Source organism: uncultured Salinisphaera sp., assembly GCF_964012375.1.
In the GTDB taxonomy this organism is placed as follows: domain Bacteria; phylum Pseudomonadota; class Gammaproteobacteria; order Nevskiales; family Salinisphaeraceae; genus Salinisphaera.
This window is the reverse complement of sequence record NZ_CAXGSH010000175.1, coordinates 1-2828: the sequence shown is the minus strand read 5'-3', so window position 1 is coordinate 2828 and position 2828 is coordinate 1. Positions and strand designations below refer to the sequence as shown.

Here is a 2828-nt window from a genome sequence, read left to right as displayed (position 1 = left end):
CCGGCATCGCGGGCCGTCAGGCCGTGAGTTTCAGCCTAACGGAGATGGGCTTCGGCCGCGTGCTGCCGGTCACGGCCGTGGCAACTGCGGTCGGCGGGCTCGCCTTGGCCGGCATACCGCCGCTGGGCGCAGCGTGGACGAAGGAAATGATGGTCGCGGCGGCCGGGCATTTCAGCCCTTGGTTGGCGTTTGCCGTCATGCTCGCCGGCGCCCTGAGCGCAGCCTATGCCATGCGCTTTGTCTATAGCGTCTACGGTCCCGGTGCCGACGATATCGCCGCCACGTCGCGAACGACCGAAACAATAGCGATCGGTTTGCTGGCCACAGCCAGCCTGGCGCTAGCCCTACTCTGGGTGCCGGTCATACAGCAGGCGTTGGGCGGCTGGTTCGCGACCCCGTTTCCGGCGCCTCCGGCCTGGGAGACCATTGGCTCGTTGCTGGCTGTCGGCGTCGGTCTTTACGCCGGCCTCCTGATCGCGCGCCAGCACCCGGCCCTGGGCGCGAGCGGCGCGCTCGCAAGCTGCGCCGACTGGCTTGGCCTGCCCTTCGCGATCGATCGCTTGATCGGGCGCCCCATTCAGGCGCTCGCACAGCGCTGCGCAGGATTCGACGATGCCATCATCGATGGCGCCGTGCGCCGAATCGGCGCCGGCGGGCTCTTCACAGCGCGTGTCGCCTATCGAGGGCTAGACCGTCTTGCCGACGGCCTGCCGGAGGGCGCCAATCGCTGGTTTGCCCTGAGCGGCGATGACAGCCGCCGTTTCCAGACCGGGCTTTCACACCACTATCTTGCCTTCATGGCCGCGGGCGCCGTGGTGTTGGCGATCATTCTCTTTGTGGGGCGCTAGCATGCTCACGGCCACCATTCTGATCCCGCTGCTGGGCGCGCTCGCGTTCAGTTTCTTACGCCTGAATGAACCAGCGTACCGATGGCTCGCCTGCGGCGTAGGCAGTGCGCCGTTGCTCCTGCTCGCAGCGGTCTGGCTCGGCTTCGATACCAGCACGGACGCACCCGCGTTTCAGTACGTTGTCGACTATCCGTGGATTCCGGCGCTCGGCATTGGCTGGCGTATGGGTGTCGATGGTATCGCGCTGGTAGTCGCCACAATGAGCGCCCTGCTGTTCGTCGCGGCGATCGCTTGGCCCGCCGAAACACGAGGGCGGGCGCGAGAATACTACGCGTGGTTTCTATTTCTCGAAGCGGTATCGCTCGGCGTGTTCCTTACCCTGGATCTGGCGCTGTTCTATGTCTTCTTCGACCTGAGCCTGGTCGGTCTGTTCTTCCTGATCGGGCGTTGGGGCCACGGCGATGCCGAGCGAGCCGCGATCAAGTTCTTCGTCTATACATTTGCCGGTTCTTTGGCCATTCTGCTGGCGATCATCGGCCTGGTGCTAGCGACCGACCCGCTGACCTTCGACATGCGTACGCTGATCGCCGAACAGGCACTCGCAGGCATGGACCTGCGCGCGACGCTAGTCCTTGTGGGATTCGTCGTCGGCTTCGGTATCAAGACGCCGTTCGTACCCCTGCATACCTGGCTGCCGCCAGCGCACGTGAATGCGCCCGGTCCGGCTTCGGCCGTGCTCGCGGGCGTGCTCCTCAAGATGGGCGCCTATGGTCTCATTCGCATTCCCTATTCGATGCTCAGCGAGACCTTCGCACGCTATGCTTTCGCGCTGGCCGTTCTGGCGGTCATCTCGATCCTCTGGGGCGCGTTGGTCTCGATGGCGCAGCGCGATCTCAAACGCCGCATTGCCTATACGTCAGTCAATCATATGGGTTATGTGCTGCTGGGTATCGCCGCGGCCGCAACGATAGGCGGCGAGCAGGCCGCGCGGCAGATGGCGTTAACCGGTGCCACCGTAGAAATGGTCGCACACGGACTGATCACCGGCGCGCTGTTCTTAATCTGCGGCGCGTTCTGGCAGCGCACCGGCGACTACGACCTCGAGCAGTACGGCGGTCTGAGCCAGGTCGCGCCGAACCTCACACGTTTCACGGTTCTCGCGTCGTTCGCGAGCCTGGGTTTGCCGGGGCTCGCCGGTTTCGTTGCCGAGCTGCAGATATTTGTCGGTGCTTTCAGCGTCTATCCGTGGCTGGCCGCCATCGCGCTGCTGGGTATTCTGATTACCGCCGCGCTCTTCCTGCAGATGCTGCAACAGCTGTTTTTCGGTGAGCTGCCGGCGGACCGCAAGAGCTTCGGCGATCTCGCGCGCGTCGAAATCGGCGTCCTCGCCATACTCGCACTGCTGATCGTGGTGATCGGCATATATCCAAATTGGCTGCTGACACCGATCAACAGTGCAACCGCCTTATTGACGGCCGGGTTCTAGGATGCCGGTCAGCGACGTTCTCCCCGAACTCAGCGTTCTGGTCAGCGCGGTGGTGCTGCTACTGGCGGCGAGCTTCATGCGCGAGCGCGATCAGTGGTTGGCTGCCCCGGGCGCGCTCATCGGTCTGACCGTGGCAGCCGCGTTCTGTCTCGCCCAATTGGGCGAGGCCCCGAGACTGACTTTTTCGGGGGTCTGGGCCCTCGACGGCGCCAGCATCTGGGCGCGCGTGATCATCCTGGCCACGGCTGCCTTGAGCGTTCTGCTGACGCCCGAATGGCTGCGCAGCGACCGGCGCCACGGCGAATACTATGCGATCTTGTTGTTGGCCACACTCGGGGCCATGCTGCTTGCCGGCGCGGCAGACCTGATGCAACTGATTATGGCCGTCCTGCTGTCCTCGGTGACGGGCTATACGCTGGCCGCGTACCACCGTAGCTGGCCGCTGTCGGTCGAAGCCGGCATGAAGTATTTTCTGGTTGGCGCGTTGGCGAACA

3 protein-coding genes are annotated in these 2828 nt (G+C 64.3%); all 3 read left to right on the top strand.

All coding sequences use genetic code 11. The features are described 5' to 3' along the window. Positions 1-149 precede the first annotated feature (149 nt). A complete protein-coding gene (locus ABNU97_RS17595; RefSeq protein WP_348767965.1) occupies positions 150-848 on the top strand; it encodes a hypothetical protein in 699 nt (232 codons plus the stop codon). A 1-nt stretch (position 849) separates the two neighbouring features. Continuing rightward, positions 850-2334 carry an NADH-quinone oxidoreductase subunit M gene (locus tag ABNU97_RS17590; protein ID WP_348767964.1) on the top strand — a complete coding sequence of 495 codons (1485 nt, stop codon included), beginning with the start codon at positions 850-852 and terminating at the stop codon, positions 2332-2334. A gap of 1 nt (position 2335) precedes the next feature. Continuing rightward, a partial coding sequence (locus tag ABNU97_RS17585; RefSeq protein WP_348767963.1) for a proton-conducting transporter membrane subunit occupies positions 2336-2828 on the top strand: 493 nt, incomplete at its 3' end.

Excerpts from the sequence above, each read along its gene's own strand:
- ABNU97_RS17590 (WP_348767964.1), top strand. The coding sequence starts at position 850 with ATGCTCACGGCCACCATTCTGATCCCGCTGCTGGGCGCGCTCGCGTTC.
- ABNU97_RS17595 (WP_348767965.1), top strand. The coding sequence starts at position 150 with ATGGTCGCGGCGGCCGGGCATTTCAGCCCTTGGTTGGCGTTTGCCGTC.